General features: G+C 42.3%; 19 protein-coding genes. 10 read left to right on the forward strand and 9 right to left on the reverse strand.

Going from position 1 to position 16,412, the window contains the following annotated elements; genetic code table 11:
• The first annotated feature begins 100 nt into the window (after positions 1-100).
• A complete protein-coding gene (locus tag BKB51_RS13045) occupies positions 101-649 on the forward strand; it encodes an FxsA family protein (protein WP_085901542.1) in 549 nt (182 codons plus the stop codon).
• A gap of 13 nt (positions 650-662) precedes the next feature.
• Here BKB51_RS13045 and BKB51_RS13050 read toward each other — a convergent pair whose 3' ends face one another.
• Positions 663-1,208, reverse strand: a complete 546-nt coding sequence (locus tag BKB51_RS13050) for a thioredoxin family protein (RefSeq protein ID WP_085901543.1) — start codon at positions 1,206-1,208, stop codon at positions 663-665.
• Between the two features lie 200 nt (positions 1,209-1,408).
• Here BKB51_RS13050 and BKB51_RS13055 point away from each other — a divergent pair, with 200 nt between their 5' ends.
• Entirely contained in the window at positions 1,409-1,963 is a 555-nt protein-coding gene (locus BKB51_RS13055; protein ID WP_085901544.1) for a histidine phosphatase family protein, read from the forward strand.
• A gap of 20 nt (positions 1,964-1,983) precedes the next feature.
• On the opposite strand, the gene BKB51_RS13060 is transcribed toward BKB51_RS13055, so the two are convergent.
• The gene (locus BKB51_RS13060) at positions 1,984-2,898 is read right to left on the reverse strand and encodes a LysR family transcriptional regulator (protein WP_085901545.1); all 915 of its coding nucleotides are present in this window, start codon (positions 2,896-2,898) and stop codon (positions 1,984-1,986) included.
• Positions 2,899-3,081: 183 nt separating this feature from the next.
• Here BKB51_RS13060 and BKB51_RS13065 point away from each other — a divergent pair, with 183 nt between their 5' ends.
• Together BKB51_RS13065 and secB are read left to right on the forward strand one after the other, a co-directional pair.
• A complete protein-coding gene (locus tag BKB51_RS13065) occupies positions 3,082-3,690 on the forward strand; it encodes a DUF2306 domain-containing protein (RefSeq protein ID WP_085901546.1) in 609 nt (202 codons plus the stop codon).
• Between the two features lie 124 nt (positions 3,691-3,814).
• Entirely contained in the window at positions 3,815-4,315 is a 501-nt protein-coding gene (gene secB, locus BKB51_RS13070; RefSeq protein ID WP_085901547.1) for a protein-export chaperone SecB, read from the forward strand.
• Between the two features lie 48 nt (positions 4,316-4,363).
• On the opposite strand, the gene dnaQ is transcribed toward secB, so the two are convergent.
• From dnaQ to BKB51_RS13095, 5 genes are read right to left on the reverse strand one after another with little or no spacing between them, the layout of a single operon-like run.
• Complete coding sequence (gene dnaQ / locus BKB51_RS13075) at positions 4,364-5,062, reverse strand: DNA polymerase III subunit epsilon (protein ID WP_085901548.1); 699 nt, start codon at positions 5,060-5,062, stop codon at positions 4,364-4,366.
• Between the two features lie 38 nt (positions 5,063-5,100).
• Entirely contained in the window at positions 5,101-5,757 is a 657-nt protein-coding gene (gene coaE / locus BKB51_RS13080; protein ID WP_085901549.1) for a dephospho-CoA kinase, read from the reverse strand.
• Between the two features lie 48 nt (positions 5,758-5,805).
• Complete coding sequence (locus tag BKB51_RS13085) at positions 5,806-6,678, reverse strand: shikimate dehydrogenase (RefSeq protein ID WP_085901550.1); 873 nt, start codon at positions 6,676-6,678, stop codon at positions 5,806-5,808.
• A complete protein-coding gene (locus tag BKB51_RS13090) occupies positions 6,679-7,308 on the reverse strand; it encodes a Maf family protein (protein WP_085901551.1) in 630 nt (209 codons plus the stop codon).
• Positions 7,301-8,122, reverse strand: a complete 822-nt coding sequence (locus BKB51_RS13095) for a pyruvate, water dikinase regulatory protein (RefSeq protein WP_085901552.1) — start codon at positions 8,120-8,122, stop codon at positions 7,301-7,303. The genes BKB51_RS13090 and BKB51_RS13095 overlap by 8 nt, the downstream gene beginning before the upstream one ends.
• A 708-nt stretch (positions 8,123-8,830) precedes the next feature.
• Here BKB51_RS13095 and hemE point away from each other — a divergent pair.
• The 3 genes from hemE (at position 8,831) to rho (ending at position 11,828) form a co-directional block, all read left to right on the forward strand.
• The gene (hemE, locus tag BKB51_RS13100) at positions 8,831-9,862 is read left to right on the forward strand and encodes a uroporphyrinogen decarboxylase (protein ID WP_085901553.1); all 1,032 of its coding nucleotides are present in this window, start codon (positions 8,831-8,833) and stop codon (positions 9,860-9,862) included.
• A gap of 23 nt (positions 9,863-9,885) precedes the next feature.
• Positions 9,886-10,329 carry a protoporphyrinogen oxidase HemJ gene (hemJ, locus tag BKB51_RS13105; RefSeq protein WP_085901554.1) on the forward strand — a complete coding sequence of 148 codons (444 nt, stop codon included), beginning with the start codon at positions 9,886-9,888 and terminating at the stop codon, positions 10,327-10,329.
• Between the two features lie 242 nt (positions 10,330-10,571).
• Entirely contained in the window at positions 10,572-11,828 is a 1,257-nt protein-coding gene (gene rho / locus BKB51_RS13110) for a transcription termination factor Rho (protein WP_047764081.1), read from the forward strand.
• Positions 11,829-11,910: 82 nt separating this feature from the next.
• On the opposite strand, the gene BKB51_RS13115 is transcribed toward rho, so the two are convergent.
• Both BKB51_RS13115 and BKB51_RS13120 read right to left on the reverse strand, forming a co-directional pair.
• Positions 11,911-12,894, reverse strand: a complete 984-nt coding sequence (locus BKB51_RS13115) for a quinone oxidoreductase family protein (protein WP_085901555.1) — start codon at positions 12,892-12,894, stop codon at positions 11,911-11,913.
• Positions 12,895-12,949: 55 nt separating this feature from the next.
• Complete coding sequence (locus tag BKB51_RS13120; RefSeq protein WP_085901556.1) at positions 12,950-13,444, reverse strand: methylated-DNA--[protein]-cysteine S-methyltransferase; 495 nt, start codon at positions 13,442-13,444, stop codon at positions 12,950-12,952.
• A gap of 153 nt (positions 13,445-13,597) precedes the next feature.
• On the opposite strand from BKB51_RS13120, the gene BKB51_RS13125 reads away from it, so the two are divergent.
• The 3 genes from BKB51_RS13125 to mnmE all read left to right on the forward strand — a co-directional run bounded on the left by BKB51_RS13125 (position 13,598) and on the right by mnmE (position 16,262).
• Positions 13,598-14,344 (forward strand): phosphatase PAP2 family protein, encoded by a 747-nt coding sequence (locus BKB51_RS13125; RefSeq protein WP_085901557.1) that lies wholly within the window; start codon positions 13,598-13,600, stop codon positions 14,342-14,344.
• A 119-nt stretch (positions 14,345-14,463) separates the two neighbouring features.
• Positions 14,464-14,715, forward strand: coding sequence for a DUF6489 family protein (locus BKB51_RS13130; RefSeq protein ID WP_085901558.1), 252 nt, complete (start codon positions 14,464-14,466; stop codon positions 14,713-14,715).
• Between the two features lie 197 nt (positions 14,716-14,912).
• The gene (gene mnmE, locus BKB51_RS13135; RefSeq protein WP_085901559.1) at positions 14,913-16,262 is read left to right on the forward strand and encodes a tRNA uridine-5-carboxymethylaminomethyl(34) synthesis GTPase MnmE; all 1,350 of its coding nucleotides are present in this window, start codon (positions 14,913-14,915) and stop codon (positions 16,260-16,262) included.
• Positions 16,263-16,412: the final 150 nt, after the last annotated feature.

The following is a 16,412-nucleotide window of genomic DNA, read 5'->3' on the forward strand; positions in this document are numbered from 1 at the left end:
AATAAATATCGATCAGCTACTAGTGAGAAACGACATTAATCACTATATTCATAATCACTTAATATAGATTAAATAGGCAAGTGCTTAAGAAAGAGCAAGTATGGGAATTGTTTTCCTTATTCTTTTTATCGGTATTCCACTGTTGGAAATCGCGGTTTTGATACAAGTTGGCGATCAAATCGGCCTTTGGAGCACGATTGGTTTAATCATTTTAACTGCGGTCATCGGCACCGGAATGTTGCGTCATCAGGGTATCGCAACGCTCGCGAATGCCCAAAAACAGCTTAACCAGGGCGCTGTACCGGCCAGAGAGCTGTTTGATGGCCTGTGTCTTCTTGCTGCCGGAGCTCTTTTACTGACCCCGGGCTTTGTTACAGATAGTATCGGTTTTGCTCTTCTTATTCCTCCTGTAAGAGAACTAATGCGAAATACATTGGGAAAAAGAATTTCTCACGGTTTGCAAAATTCCAAATTCCAAAGCCAGGGTTTCCAAAATCAAAATTTTCGAGACCAAGGGTTTTCCAACCCGCAACAGTCAGGCGGACAATCACCATTTGGCAAGGCAGGTTCCTGGAATAAGAATGATGACACCGTCATCGATGGTGATTATCAAGACGTCACCGAAAGCGATAAAGATCGTTTGAATTAACCTCGCTTAATCCTTATCGCCACTTTATCGAACATCCCATAGAAGCAATCTGTTCCGCAGGTCCTTGACCATGTTCCGCAACGCCGAGCATGGCTTCCAGAAGTTCAGGTCTTGCATTAGGGACTATCTGCGCGGTCGATGCGTTCAAACGACCCCGGTATTGCAAACCATCTTTGGAATCAAAACCGAAAAAATCCGGTGTACAAACAGCATCATAAGCCCGCGCAACGTTCTGGCTTTCATCCAATAGATAAGGAAAGCTAAAATCGTTATCTCTGGCGAACCTTTTCATGTTTTCAGGGGAATCATCTGGGTAATTTTGGTAATCATTAGACATGATCATGGCAACACCAATACCCTCGTCCTGTAACTTGTTAGCATCGGCCACCAAATCCCCAATTATTGCTTTCACATAAGGGCAGTGATTACAGATAAACGCGACTAACGTACCGTTTTCTCCTCTTACGTCATCAAGGCTGATTAATTGGCCGTCGAGATCCGGTAATTTAAAATCAGGTGCAGACCATCCGAAATCGCAAAGAGGTGTTTTGATAAGCATAAATTGTATCCCCTGATATGCATTTTTCTTTATAAAACCCCGAAAACAACATCTGTAACACCAAGTAGTCCCATTTCATTAAATAGTGCTATTTGGTTTTCAAGATTCCAATCTCTGTATATTCTCTGTCTTTGTAACTGGTGATCACAATCCTCTTTTACCAGATAGGAAAGCGTAAGATCTAACAAACGGGATAAAAAATGTATCTTCTCAGACACGGACAATCCGAGTTTAACGTGACCTATGCTAAAACGCGTATTGATCCTAACATTCCGGATCCGGAATTAACTGATGAAGGTCGGGCACAAATTCATACCGCTGCCCAGCACCTAAGAGATAAAGACATAACCAAAATTTTGGCAAGTCCCTATACAAGAACGCTTCAAACCGCTGAAATCGTCAGTGATATCCTGAACTTACCTGTTCAGATTGAAGCACTCGTCCGCGAACACGCCTTCTTTTCCTGTGATATTGGGTCCCCGTCATCAAAGTTATCCCGGGAATGGCCACATCTGGATTTTCAACATCTATCAGAATGCTGGTGGCCCGATTTAAATGAAACGGAACATCAGGTAAAATTGAGGGGCCAAGAGTTTCAGCAAAAGATGCTCCCACTCGAGGATTGGTCAAAAACGCTGGTCGTCAGTCATTGGGCCTTTATTCGTGGCTTAACAGGTCAGGAAATAGATAACGGTGCCATCCTTAATATAGATTTACAATCTCTCTCAATTGATACTGCTGCCTCTACAAAGTAACGGACATAAACACGCCCCGATCAAACATCACGGGTTATATCCTGTGTAAGCTGACGCATCCATTGATGTGCCGGGTCTCGATCATGGCGTTGATGCCAGATCAGCTTGATATCCACATCCCCCACAGGAAAAGGTGTCTCAAAAACCTGAAGCTCATAGCGTTCGAGAAAAGGCTGCACCAGTTCCATCGTTGTCGTCGCAATTAGATCACTGTTTGATACGATAATCGGACTTGCCATATGCGATGCTATCGTTGCCGCAATATTACGCTCGACACCAAGCGGTAAAAGAATGTCATCCAGATATGAATGCCTGTTGCCATCGTTCGAAAACACTAAATGCCGCGCTTTTTTATAATCATTCAGGCTAAGCTGCCCCTGAATAAAAGGGTGATCTTTTGCTGCAATCACAACGTGGTGGCTTTTAAATAGCTTTAAGGTCCGAAACCGTGCCGGCGGACTGTGATAGACAGCTGCGGCCATATCCAGTCTATTATTTTCCATCATCTCTATAAGTTGTTGAATAGGATGAGGATACAGACTGATCGACAGATTAGGGGCTTCTTTGGCAAACCTATCAAGGATAAGCGGTGCATAACGCGCAACCGCATGATCGGGAAGGCCAAAATGAAAAATGCGGTCAGAAGTCCGAGGCTCAAAACTTGATGGCCGTGTTATGACACCATTTATCTGCAAAATAGCCTGAAAAACCGGCTCTGCTATCTCATCAGATCGTGCCGTTGGATCAACGCCATTTTTAGAGCGGATAAAAAGGGGGTCATCCAGTGCATGTCTTAATCTTTGCAGTGCATGACTTACAGCTGATTGCGACATACCAAGGTGTTCAGCTGCACGCGAAATACTCCTTTCCGAATAGATCGCGTTAAAAATCTTCAAAAGATTCAGATCAATATTAACATTATGAATTTTATGCATGTTAATTATAATAAATATGCAGTGGTATAATATCCAGATCTATTCAAAATAATTGGCATCAAGAAAAACAGGCCGCTCTTTCCTTTGGACTGCTAAAAACTAAAACCATCAGAATGATCAATAGAGATTGGGTAAAATAATGACGTTGCACTCCCTCGCTAAAAAGGGTTCTGGCTCTTTATTATGCTATCAGCAACTGCAATCTCTCTTTTATCCCTGCGGTTTCTGCTCCCAAACCCACCCCACGTAGCCCCGGAAATTTTAGAGAACTATATCAACCACAAAACAGCTTTCCTTGCACATGTAACCGGCAGTCTAACCGCGCTTCTTATTGGCCCCTGGCAGTTCGTAACCAGCCTTAGAAGCAAATTTCCCAAACTACATCGTTGGTCGGGGCGCGTTTATATGATTGCTGTTCTCATCGGCGGTATCGGTGGTTTTTTCATCGCATGGTCTTCAGAGTATGGTCCGATTGCTATTGCCGGGTTTGCACTGCTCTCGGTTGTTTGGCTCTTTATAACCGGGAAGGGATATATCTGTGCAAGAAATCGACAGTTTAAGGCACACAGCAGATGGATGCTCAGATCCTTTGCGCTTACAGCTGCGGCTGTAACTCTTAGGTTGGGGTTACCTATCGCCCCCGCCCTCGGATACGAGTTCGATACAGGCTATATTGCTCTTTCCTGGGCAAGTTGGCTCATTAATTTGGGGATTGCTGAAATCTATCTCAGACTAAATGCTTCTGATTATCGGGATAAAACCAAAACTCCCCTTGCTTCCCTATCCACCTAGCATAGTGCTTTATTGCCACTTCAGAGCATAATTGAATATGAATTTTTAATATCTAGCCTAATCGTCGGTTGTTCAGGCCTTCAAAGCATGCTAGCCAATCAGGCAAACATTTAGGGAGCTTTTTATGGCTGAAGAAACAACCGCCCAGCAACAGCCGCTGGTTATCAAAATGCAGTTCATCAAGGATTTATCATTCGAAAATCCAAATTCACCGATGATCTACCCAATGATGTCAGAAAAGGCACCTCAGCTGGACATCAATGTTGATGTCACTCCGACACAGCTTTCCGACACAGCCTACGAAGTTGTTCTGAACATTCGCGGTTCAGCAACAATCGACGACAAGACTGCTTTCATGGTTGAACTTGATTACGGTGGGGTTGTCACCCTTGCCGAAGGCCTTGAAGCACAGATCGTAGAGCTATTGTTAATGGTCGAATCACCCCGTTATCTCTTCCCGTTCGCACGTAACATCGTAGCTGACATTACAAGAGACGGTGGTTTCCCGCCATTGATCATGAACCCAATTGATTTCCATCAGATGTTCATGCAACGCAAAAGCGAAGCTGCTGCTGCCGAAGCAAACGCTGAAATGGCAAAAGACGAGACAACAGCAGACGCCTAAGTCTTCTGACATAGGTTTCTTTAAAAGGGTGGCTTCTGCTACCCTTTTTTATTTTTTCCAGATTGGATCGCTTAAAAGCTCAAGCATAGCACTATGTGCGGCCAGTTCGTCTTCTGGGATAGAATGAGGTCTTGCCTCACGCACCTTCTTGCCTGTCTTGGTTCTATTTATACCTTGTCTCTGATCGCTACCATTTGCAGAAGAAGCCGCTTTTTTTGCGCCAAGGTCAAACCCGTGTTGTCGCCCGCCCCGAAGTTCCAGATATACCTCTGCAAGAAGCTCACAATCCAACAAGGCGCCGTGATAGGTACGCGACGAGTTATCAATTTCAAATCGACGACACAAAGCATCCAGATTAACTGGTGATCCCGGGAAAAGCTCTCTGGCAATCACCACCGTATCAATTGGTTTGTTCTTCAGGTTTGGTCGCCCCGCCCATTTGAGTTCCGAGTTGAGGAACTTCATATCAAAAGGCGCGTTGTGGATCACCAGAGGATCTTCGCCGATAAATTCCAAAAATTCATCAACGACATCAACAAAAACAGGTTTGTCGGCCAGAAATTCTTCACTAATACCGTGAACTTTGAAAGCCCCCTCGGGCATATCACGTTCTGGATTTATGTAGAGCTGTAATGACTTACCCGTTGGTAGGTTTTGATAAACTTCCAAACACCCGATCTCAACAATACGATGACCTTCTTCAGGCTTAAAACCTGTCGTTTCTGTATCCAGAATAATTTCGCGCATATTAACTATCTAAATCCCAGATTGGTGTTTGTATAATGTTACTGTTTGCATACCAGTGACAGATGAGGAGAAAACCTTCTGTCTTTTGTACCACTTGCTCTTTTATCACTCGATCCCATCTTTTCAACAATCTGTTGTACCTGTTGAAAAGAATGTCTTCTTCCCTGATTTGATTTGATTACAAAATCAGCTCGCGCCCTTTTTTCCATATCCGGCATCTGCTTTTGTAAAATTCCGGTATACTTTTCTGCCGTCATTCCCTTGCGTGATAAAACCCGCTGATCTTGTATATATTTAGGACAGGAAACAACAAGCACGCTGTCACAAAACCTGTCTCCGCCTGTTTCAAAAAGAAGCGGGATATCCAAAACTACCAGTTCTCTTCTCTGTCTGGCATAGCGGTCGATAAAACGATGCATCTTTTGTCGGACGAGGGGATGTAGAATTGCTTCAAGCTGTTTCAATTTTTCTGGCTGACCAAATACTGCATCCCCCAGCTTTTTGCGATCAATCCCGTTTTTTGTCTTCGTTTCAGGAAAAAGATCAGAGATCTCTTTAACTGCTGCCCCGTTTTTACTCATTAATCGATGAACAGTGGCATCTGCATCATGCACAGGTACTTTCAGCCGCTGAAACATCTTGGCAGCAGTCGATTTCCCCATTCCAATAGAACCCGTAAGTCCAAGAACATGCATTAAAACGATCCGTTCTCGATACAACAAAATCTGGACAAGAGCCTGAGACTATCCCTCTAGGACAAACTTGCGCAGATCCTCTGTTACCTCTGGTTTTTCACCAAACCAGGCCTCAAATCCCGGCCTCGCCTGATGTAACAACATGCCGAGGCCATCCACAATCTTATTTCCTCTTTTCTCGGCCAGACCAAGAAGAGGGGTGACCAAAGGCGCATAAACGATATCCGTGACCACACAGGATTTTGGCAATTTATCCAGTGATAATTCCAATGGTGGTTGGCCTGCCATACCAAGGCTCGTCGTGTTTACCAGTAAATCACATCCGTTAAGCACTTCATTACGATCTTTCCAGTCAGCAACTGTAATCATGCCATCTGCGCCTGATGATAAATCGGCAGCAAGAACTTCAGCACGTTCTTTTGTCCGGTTAACCAGAATGATATTTTTAACGCCGGCATCCTGAAGGGCAACGATAACACCACGGGATGCACCACCAGCGCCCAGAACAACTGCTTTTGCCCCAAAAAAATCAAGAGAAAAATCAAGGGAGAAATCAGTGTTTTCAACATCTTGTCTCAAGTTTTCAATGAAGCCAAACGCATCAGTATTAGAGCCATAAGACCGTCCGTCTTTGAAAACGATCGTATTAACAGCCCCAATTCGTTTCGCTAACGGATCAACTTCATCACAAAACTTCAGCGCAGCTTCTTTGTGCGGGACGGTGACATTCACACCGCCAAACCCGGAGTACATCAATCCACGCAAAGCGTCTTCAAAGTTTTCAGGTTCTATGGCAAGGGGCAGATAAGCTCCATCAATCCCCAGTTTCTCCAGCCAATATCCATGTAATCGCGGGGATTTTGAATGGGAAATAGGCCAACCAATTACCCCGGCCAAACGGGCTTTACCAGAAAGAATCATCTAAGCCAGAATCCTGTTATGTCGCAAAAATGTGAGAAGAGGGAGAAGTGGAAGCCCCAGGATTGTAAAATAATCCCCCTGAATTTTATGGAAAAGTTGCGCACCAATACCTTCTAGCTGATACGCCCCAACAGAAGAAAGGGCCTCATCCCCCAATCTATTCAAATAGGCAATAATAAAATCATCATGCAAAGCCCGCATCGTCAGGGAAGCCGTTTCGTTATGGTGCCAAAGCCTCTCGCCATTTTTCACCACACAAACCGAACATTCCAACTGATGGGTTTTCCCGGATAAAGCCTTTAGATGAGCTGCGGCATGATCCAAGTCTGTTGGTTTATCAAACCAAACCCCGTTACAGTTCAGCATCTGGTCTGCGCCAATGACAAAAGAGTTTGGATTGGTCATAGAAATTTTACGTGCTTTAAGTTCAGCAAGGGTTTCCGCAACTTGCAAGGCGGTTGCGCCTTCTGATTTTAAGGACTGTTTAACTTCATCCTCATCAATTGCGGCGGGCAGTAAATCTGCGAGTGGGACCCCTGCATTTTTTAAAAGAAGCCCGCGCGCTTTACTTGCCGAAGCAAGGATAACAGGGGTTTGATCCAAATTTTCCTGTTCTATCACCCTATTCATCGGCAATGCCCATATGACGATGATAGTGTTTGATAATGGTTGCAGCTGTTTCTTCAATAGACCGACGAGTCACATCAATGATTGGCCAGCGATGCTCGTTACAAAATTTCCGCGCCATTTTCACCTCTTCTTTAATAGATTCCAGGTGAACATAGTCTGTCTCTTCTTCATTTGAGATCATTTTTAAACGACTACGACGGATCTGCATCAGACTTGCCGGGTCTTTTGTCAGACCAACAACCAAAGGATTACTGAGGGTCTCCAACTCTTTTGGCAAGGGGCAACCCGGAACGATAGGAACATTCGCTGCTTTATACCCCCGGTTGGCCAGATAGATACAGGTCGGCGTTTTTGACGTTCTGGAAACCCCCAGCAACACAATCTCCGCATCATTAAGGTTTTGCGGTAACTGTCCATCATCGTGGTTCAAAGCAAAATTCATTGCTTCAATTCGATTGAAGTATTCAGAATCCAGTGTGTGTTGCAGCCCGGGTTTACCCGACATTTCTAAATTGAAATAACTGGCAAGCGCATGAATAACCGGATCAAGCACAGGAATAGAAGGCAACCCCAATCGACGGCATTCTCGGATTAAAATCTCTCTAAGCTCTTGATTAACAACTGTAAAAAGAACCGGTCCCGGTTTTTGCCGTATCTGAAGCAGAACTTTTTCCATTTGAACCTTGGTTCTGATCAAACTCCAGACATGTTCAATAGGTTCTTCCACGTTAAACTGCACCATACAAGCACGTGCGACAGAATTAATTGTTTCACCTGTGGAATCTGAAACAAGGTGTAAATGGGTCTGCGACATATCTATTTCCGAATTTTTTGCCCTGCCTTTCGGCTTTTGAGCACATTTATTGTGCTTCATACATACACATTAAGTGCAAAACACGAAACCTGTCTGAACGGGAAAGCAATCTATTTTCATATTTTCTTCAAAGAAAACGTACTTCTCGTACAATAATGTTCACCTTTTCCAAAACATCCCGATAAACACCCGGGTAAACACTCGGCAAACATCAAGTCGAATAAAAACAATAATTTACTATTTTTGATAAAATACTGTTCGGAGCGTCCCCTCAGATGTGAACAAAGTTGGGGGTAGTGCGTAAAACTTTGTGGATAACTATAGCTATTTGTCCACATCCCCCTTTTTTACACACGCTGTCCCCAAGTCACTCCCTCGTCTTATGCGACAATTCGCTGCAATACTCACACCTGTGCAAAACTTGTAAAAGGACTCCGAAACAAGAAAAAGTTATCCCCATAATTAACGTTATTAAGGAAAAAATAGGACTCCGAGATTCGTTAACGAGTCCCTATTTTCAATCCACGATGAAATTCACAGAACAATCAGGAATCACGAAAAATTTAAATTGAAGACTTGAAGCTTGAGGACAAGTTATGAATAACTGACTAATCCTCGTGATTCACAGGGATCTACAACAACAACAAATAATTACTATTATATAGTATATTAATAGAGATAACTCTTAACGCGAGGTTCAAAGAGATCGTGAAAACCGAAAACAAACTCATGATGCGTGCGCTAAAAGGCGAAAAAACAGAACGCACACCTATATGGCTTATGAGACAAGCAGGTCGTTTTTTACCTGAATACAGAAAAACAAGGGCATCAGCGAACGGCTTTCTAGATCTTTGTTATACACCTGATCTTGCAGTAGAAGTTACACTTCAACCCATTCGTAGGTTTGGGTTCGACGCATCAATCATGTTTAGTGATATCCTCGTCATCCCCCATGCTTTAGGTCAGAAAGTATGGTTTGAAGAAGGTGTGGGACCAAAGCTAGAGCCTCTTGATTCCATAGAAGATCTATCAAAATTTAATATGGATAACCTTCATCAGGTCTTGGCACCAATGTACGAAACACTTGGTCGACTGAAAGAAGAACTTCCAAAAGAAACAACCTTAATCGGCTTTGCCGGAGCTCCCTGGACTGTCGCCAGTTATATGATTGAAGGTGGTTCTTCCAAAGATTATGCAAAAGCAAAAACCTGGGCTTATTCAAAACCGGAAGAGTTTGACCGAATTATTAATCTCGTCGTGGAAGCAACAACGAGATATCTGATCAAACAAATTGAGAGTGGCGCAGAAACTGTCCAAATCTTTGATTCCTGGGCAGGTGTCTGGCCAGAATTTGCTTTGCGTCGTTGGTGTCTGGAACCCTGTAAACAGATAATAGCTGGAATCAAATCAGTTTACCCAAACGTCCCGGTTATTCTCTTTCCAAGGGGAGTAGGTGACAGTTATCCTGTTTTTGCTAAAGAAAGCGGAGCTGATGCCTTGGGTTTAGATACGACTTTGTCGACATCCTGGGCCAGAGATAACATTCAATCTCACGTAACTGTCCAAGGGAATTTGGATCCTCTTGTTCTTGTTGCTGGTGGTGAAATATTGGAAAAATCCATTGAAACCATTATGAGTGATCTGAGCAGTGGCCCCTTTATTTTCAATCTTGGCCATGGCATTGTCCCGCAAACACCAATTGAGAATGTCGAAAAAATGATAAAGCTCGTCAGGGGCTGAATTTAAAACAGGAAATGTCAAAAATGGGTGGATTTTTAGGCGAGGGATATCTCTGGATAAAGGCTCTGCATATTATTTCTGTCATCTCGTGGATGGCAGGATTGCTCTATCTTCCACGTATTTTTGTCTATCATACGCAAGTTCCTGTTGGCTCTGAACGATCTGAGGTCTTTAAAGTTATGGAGCGGAAGCTTTTTCGCTTCATAATGAACCCGGCAATGATGGCCAGTTGGCTTTTTGGTATTTTGCTGGTTTTAAATATTGAAGCTTATAGTGATGGCTGGTTTCACGGCAAATTTACCTTCTTGATTGCCTTGACTGTTTTTCATGAAGTGGCTGGAAAGTGGATGAAAGCTTTCCAAGTGGACAAAAACACTAGAAGCGAGCGTTTCTATCGCTATGCTAATGAAATTCCGACGATTTTAATGATTTTGATCGTGATTTTTGCAGTTGTTAAACCGTTTTAAGCGTAAAATTTAAATCAAAAGAGAATTCTTTTACTTGACTTCCTTTTTGAGGTACTATAATTCACCCCGCTAGCAAACGTGGGCCAACTTCAACAGCCCGTTACTCCGATTTACATTGCAACAGGATATCAGGTCTTTGAGGATCGTCGAAAATAATGACGAAGCCTTTTATAAATCTTAACTTGTATGTTGCATCCTTATCATCTCGTTCATTTATTAACTGAACCAAACTTTTCCATCATATGAACTTACAAGATCTCAAAGTAAAAAGTCCCGCAGAGCTTCTTAAGCTTGCAGAGGAACTTGAAGTAGAGAACGCCAGCACCCTGCGTAAGCAGGACATGATGTTCGCCATCCTCAAACAAATGGCTGAGAACGATGTGCCTATTTTTGGCTCGGGCGTTTTGGAAATTTTACAAGATGGGTTTGGTTTTCTCCGCGCGCCGGAATCAAATTACCTGCCAGGACCTGATGATATCTATGTCAGCCCAAGTCAGGTAAGGCGTTTTGGTTTAAGAACGGGGGATACTGTCGAGGGCCAAATTCGGGCACCGAAAGATGGCGAACGCTATTTCGCCCTGTTAAAAGTTAATCAGATTAATTTTGATCAGCCGGAATCTTCGCGACACAGAATCAATTTTGATAACCTGACACCGCTTTATCCGGATGAAAAACTCAAGCTTGAGCTTGATGATCCAACCAAAAAAGACATGACGACCCGCGTGATTGACCTGGTGACACCACTGGGTAAAGGTCAACGTGCTTTGATCGTAGCGCCGCCAAGAACCGGTAAAACCGTCTTGATGCAGAATATAGCGCAGTCGATTGTAGCAAATCATCCCGAAGTTTTCCTTATTGTTCTTCTGATTGATGAACGTCCGGAAGAAGTCACAGACATGGCACGTTCTGTGAAAGGTGAGGTTGTTAGTTCAACATTTGATGAACCTGCTCATCGCCACGTTCAGGTAACTGAAATGGTTCTGGAAAAAGCAAAACGTCTGGTTGAACACAAAAAAGATGTTGTCATTCTTCTTGATTCAATTACCCGTCTTGCCCGTGCGTACAACACTGTTGTTCCAAGTTCAGGTAAAGTTTTGACCGGTGGTGTCGATGCGAACGCCCTACAGCGTCCTAAACGCTTCTTTGGTGCTGCACGTAACATCGAAGAAGGTGGTAGCCTCACGATCATTTCCACGGCTCTTATCGATACTGGTAGCCGTATGGATGAAGTGATCTTTGAAGAATTTAAAGGTACAGGTAACTCTGAAATCGTTCTGGACCGTAAACTTTCTGATAAACGTACCTATCCTGCGATTGATATCAGTAAATCCGGAACACGTAAGGAAGAATTGCTGGTCGATAAGGCAACACTCAGTAAAATGTGGGTTCTTCGTCGTATTCTTACACCAATGGGTGTGACAGATTCTGTTGAGTTCCTGGTGGATAAGCTGAAAACATCCAAAAATAATGATGAATTCTTTGATTCAATGAACCAATAATCGGTTTTCTGGACAAGAAAAAGGGCTGCCAAATAAAACTGGTGGCCCTTTTTTTATTTAAGCTCTGTACTTGCCATCATGTTCAATGTTCTGGGACAAGAATAGTTGATCCCGTGGTTTTTCTTGATTCCAGATCTTCATGGGCTTTGCGTGCGTCATATAAGGCGTAGCTTTGGTTCACATCAATCTGTATTGCGCCTGAAGCAATTGCCTGGAACAGAGTATTTGCTGAGGCAACCATTTCATCATGAGTTCCGCAATAGTGCGCCAAGCTTGGACGGGTAAGATAAATTCCGCCTTTTGCATTGAGAATAAGGGGTTCTATGGCAGGGACCGGGCCTGATGCATTACCAAAGGTTACCATTGTGCCACGGACTTTCAGACAGTCGAGAGAGCCTTCGAAGGTGTCTTTGCCTATTGAATCATAAACAACGTTTACACCCTTACCATCTGTAATATCTTTTACCCGGTCGACAAAATTTTCGGTTTTATAATTAATAGTGTGGTGACAGCCCTTTGTTTTGGCTATTTCGGCTTTTTCTTCTGACCCTACCGTGCCAATGACTGTTGCTCCCAAAGAGTTGAGCCATTGAGTAGCAAGGGACCCAACACCGCCAGCAGCGGCATGAAAAAGAACAAAATCACCAGGTTGAACACAATAGGTGCGTCTAATGAGATACTCGGTTGTCATTCCTTGCAACATTACCGAGGCAGCTTCTTCGTCAGAAATTCTCTCAGGGATAAGAATAACTTTATCTGCAGGGATTATTCTATGTTCCGCATAGGAGCCTATGGGGCCTGTTCCATAGGCAACCCTGTCTCCTATATGAAGATCGGTGACACTGGGACCAATAGCTTCAATAATGCCAGCAGCTTCCAGACCTATACCAGAGGGAAGTGATGGTTGCGGATAGAGACCTGTTCTATGATAGACATCAATAAAATTAAGTCCGATGGCTGTTTGTTTAAGCCTTATTTCACCTTTACCAGGCTTGCCAATCTCAATGTCTTCGTAATGTAGAACTTCCGGTCCGCCATATTCGTAAAATTTAATGCCTTTGTTCATAATACACCTGTATGTGTTATTAAAGCTCAGTTTTTTTGGTTTATTTATTTGTTATTTAAAGCCCGGGAAGATTTGGCTGATTATCTTCAAAATGTTTATAACCTTCGAGAAATAAGAGTTCTTTTTTAGATTTTCCACCTTCGCCACCTGAAAAACCACCAAGCACCTGATTTCCTGCAATAACACGATGGCAGGGAATAATGATTGGAATAGGGTTGGCACCACATGCACCGCCTACTGCTCTTGCAACTGAGCTAACCTCATGGGCAATATCCCCATAGGTTTTTACCTCACCATAAGGAATACGGTACAAGGCTTGCCATACATTCTTTTGAAAATCTGTTCCTTTTGGGGCTAACGGAAGGTCATCAAAATTATTCCGTTTTCCGGTAAAGTATTCTTCTAGCTGCTTTTTACATTTTAAAAGTAATGGCGTAGAGGTTTGTTCATAAAAACTTTTATCACTAATCCATTGTAATCGAATGATTTTATTATCTTCTTCCGCTATATCCAAATAGCCTTGTGGCGAAGTAAAGGTTAAGTGATGCATAGCAGTTCCTGGTTGTCAGACGCTTATAATAGGATTAGGAAAAACGTGTGTATTGCATGGTAACGTTTTTTATTGTTTCGCGATATTATAACAGCATATTTGGTGATGTTTGGTAGAGAATACCAACCGCTAAAATAATTAAGGGCACAATAAGTGAAAAATTCTGATCAAAATCTTTCATCATGGAACTTCAAAAAGTTATTTATGGGAAATCTGATTGTTGGTTTAGCGGTTTATTTTTTTATAGACCATGAATTTAAAACGCCTTGGGATGAACAGATATTTTTCTATTTAAACGGTTCTTTACAAGAAGGTCGCACTCTTTGGAATAATTATTGGGCCTTCACCAATAGCAAAATTTTTGACAGTTTAAGCGGTTTATTTCTCGCGTCTCTCTGTCTTTGGTACATTTTGCTGAACAGGGAAACTTCTTTTCAAGAACGTCTTGCCAGAGTTTTTCTTTTAGTCATTTCTGTTGTTATAACGATGATTATAATTTCTAGAGGTTTTGAGCTTTATTATCACCAAAGTCCATCACAGGTTTTAAGCCCTTTTATTAATATAAATGATCTTGTTTCGTGGATAGAAGTCAAAACAGGGACAAGAAAATCATTTCCTAGCGATCATGCCGCTATTTCTTTTATTTCTGTTATTTTCATGTGGCGATATTTTGGAACTTCTTATGGGATTCTCGTAAGTTGTTTTGCGCTTATTAATGCTAGTCCGAGGCTTGTTGGGGGAGGGCACTGGTTTGGCGATGTTGCTATTGGCGGTGTTTTTTTAGCACTTATGGTTACGATCTGGATGATTTATACGCCAATGCTCACTCTAATCCGTAAAGTTGTTCATTGGTTTTTTGTCAAAGAACCCTTAGCTAGTCTTAGTAAAAATTGGAATTGAATTATTTCGCTACAGAAATGTTTCCCGTGAAACAAAAGTTGATATAAAAATTTGTAATTCTTTTCCTGTAAGTAGGGTATGGTACTGGGAACAGTTTGACCTAAATACAGGAAATACCGATGAAAATCACTTTTGATATAGACTGTACTCCAGAAGAAGCTCGTCAGTTTTTGGGACTTCCTGACGTTTCTGAACTTCAAAAAGAAGCAATAGAAGAAGTTAGAAAAAGAATGTTGGAAACTATTCAATCAAGTGACCCCGAAGCTTTAATGAAAACCTGGATGCCAGCTTCTATGCAAGGCTTCGATCAAATGCAAAAGATGTTTTGGTCACAATTTTCACAAGATGGTTCAACAAAAACTACCAAGTAGTTTTCATTATTTTTCCTTTAAATATATTCGTGCTGCTTTGATCCTTTAGTTTTATAGAAGTTCTGCAGTTCTGCTATGTTATAAAGCATTTTGACCTGTTGTTTGTCTGAGGCTAATGTGCGAATTCCTCTTATATGCGAGCTCTGGTATTCGAGCTCTGGTAAATTGAGCATGAAACTCTTATTGGTTTAGACAAGATGGCTTCCGAAACAATTTTTGCCCTATCAACTGCGCCGGGACAGGCAGGCGTTGCCGTAATCAGAATATCAGGTAGCAAAGCTAAAGTTGTTTTGGAAGAGATGTCATCTTCTTTTCCTGAACCACGTGTTGCTGCACTGATAAAGTTGTTTGATCCCGAAGATAAGGCTGAGCTTGATCGATGTTTGGCGCTTTGGTTTCCTGGGCCCGGAAGTTTTACGGGCGAAGATGTTGTGGAACTTCATCTTCATGGGGGACGTGCGGTTGTTGATGGTACTATTGAGGCTTTGGCTAAATTGCCAAATTTTCGCCCGGCTGAAGCCGGTGAATTTACCCGTCGAGCATTTGATAATGATAAACTCGATTTAACAGAGGTAGAGGGTTTATCAGATCTTATTGCGGCTGAAACAGAAGCCCAAAGAAAACAAGCCATACGCCAAATGGATGGCGAGCTTTCCAAATTGGTAGAAGGTTGGCGAGATCGCTTGGTTCGCATGTTAGCCTATTTAGAGGCTGAAATTGATTTTCCAGATGAAGAGCTGGAAGAGGGTATTTCAACCCAGGTAAAGCACAACATAGAGCAGCTAAAGAGTGATATTAAACATCATCTGGATGATAGCCATCGCGGCGAGCGGTTACGAAATGGTATTAAAATAGCCATTGTTGGTCCCCCTAATGCGGGTAAATCGTCACTTCTAAACGCCCTGGCCCGACGTGAAGTTGCTATTGTTTCTGATGTTGCCGGTACAACAAGAGATATTATCGAGGTTCATTTAGACCTATCTGGTTATCCTGTTATTGTCTCTGATACAGCCGGCCTCAGAGAAATAGAAGAAAATACAACAGACGGAATTGAGCTCGAAGGAATAAGACGCGCCAAGTTACATGCTGAATCTGCTGATTTATGTTTGGCAGTTTTTGATATTGAGGATAGAGATAACTTCGATCAAGAAACGCTAAAACTGTTAGATAAGACAAGTAATTTTGTCGTGATTAATAAATGTGACAAAACTGAAGAAAACCCATCTATTCCTGTTTCTGATTTTGATGTTACTAAAATATCCACCAAGTCAGGTGAGGGGATTGATAGCCTATTAGAAAAGCTGAATACATGGGTTATTTCTAATATGGGACAATCAGGTAGTTCTTCCGGTATTACACGGCAGCGTCATAGATCTGCTTTGATAGAATGTTTGGACTCACTTGGTCGATCTCTTGAGACTGATCTTCCAGAACTTTGTGCAGAAGATTTACGTCTTGCTACACGTTATCTTGGTAGAATTACAGGAAAAGTAGATGTTGAAGAGCTATTAGATGTTATTTTCCGTGATTTTTGCATTGGAAAATAGGCTGATTTAGCTTACATAAGTGAAGTGTTTTGCGAATTATGTTTCACGTGAAACAGGCCATATAGTTATGAATATGGCTGAAAAATAAGTTGAGAATAAAATCGCTTATTATTAACTCATCAAAAGTGTGAAGAGATTTCTTAAGGGAAA

The organism is Kiloniella majae (assembly GCF_002118315.1).
Taxonomy (GTDB): Bacteria; Pseudomonadota; Alphaproteobacteria; order Kiloniellales; family Kiloniellaceae; genus Kiloniella; species Kiloniella majae.